Annotated in this window: 1 protein-coding gene; it reads right to left on the minus strand. The window is 57.0% G+C overall.

Annotated features, from left to right (window positions below; translation table 11 throughout):
• Positions 1 to 47 precede the first annotated feature (47 nt).
• The coding region (locus tag ACR0E6_RS21945) for an NAD(P)/FAD-dependent oxidoreductase (protein ID WP_480587311.1) at positions 48 to 848 on the minus strand (801 nt) is incomplete at its 5' end.

Below are 848 nucleotides of genomic sequence, written 5' to 3' on the forward strand. Positions count from 1 at the left end.
CGCTCCTTTTCGCATTTACGTGATGTTAGGGCCAATTGTCGGGCTGACTACCCCAGGACCGAAAAACTGCTTTCTTCGTTGATCGAGCGGTTGCGCGAATAGAATCCGACATCAATCACGCGCTTGATGTAAGGCAGTTCGAACTGCAGCGGTTCGGCATCGTGATCTGCGCCGCCCTCACAATAGTCGATCAGAGCCGTCATCATCTTGCCCGCAATCGGAGCGTTTTTGTATTGGTTTCCGCTAGTGCCACAGGCCATGTAGAACCCCGGTAGGCTGGATTTATCGTAGATCGGAATCCAATCGGTCGACGCATCATAGAGGTCAACCACGCCCCGCGTTTTGGACGGAATACCAAGGCTCGGTACCCGCTGCGCATAGCGCATCGCCTGCGTCGTCCACTGGTCGGTGAAATCGCGGTTATATGTCTTGTCATCCTCGCACCATTGATGCGGATCGCATTCGGGATCCTCGGACCCCACGAGGATATGGTTGCCATGCTCTGGGCGGCAGTAGCAGGCGATGTCACTATCCGAGACAATGGTTCCGTTGTTTTCGAAATCGAACCCCTCAGGCGCGGGAACGTGGACCACTTCCTGCCGCAGAGGACGGGTTTCGATGGTCATGTCGTCCAGAACGCCAGCCATGCCGTTGATAATGGCCGATCCAGGCCCGGCCACGTTTACCACGACCTTGGCGCGAATTTCTTCGCCCGTAGCCAGTTTGACACCCGCCACGCGCCCATCCTCTATCAGGATTTCAACAACCTCGGCCCCAGTGCGCAACTCGGCCCCGTTCTGGATTGCCGCATCCATTAGGTTCTGCGCCGAAAGTGCCGGGTCGGTGAC

The organism is Ruegeria sp. AP12 (genome assembly GCF_056540025.1).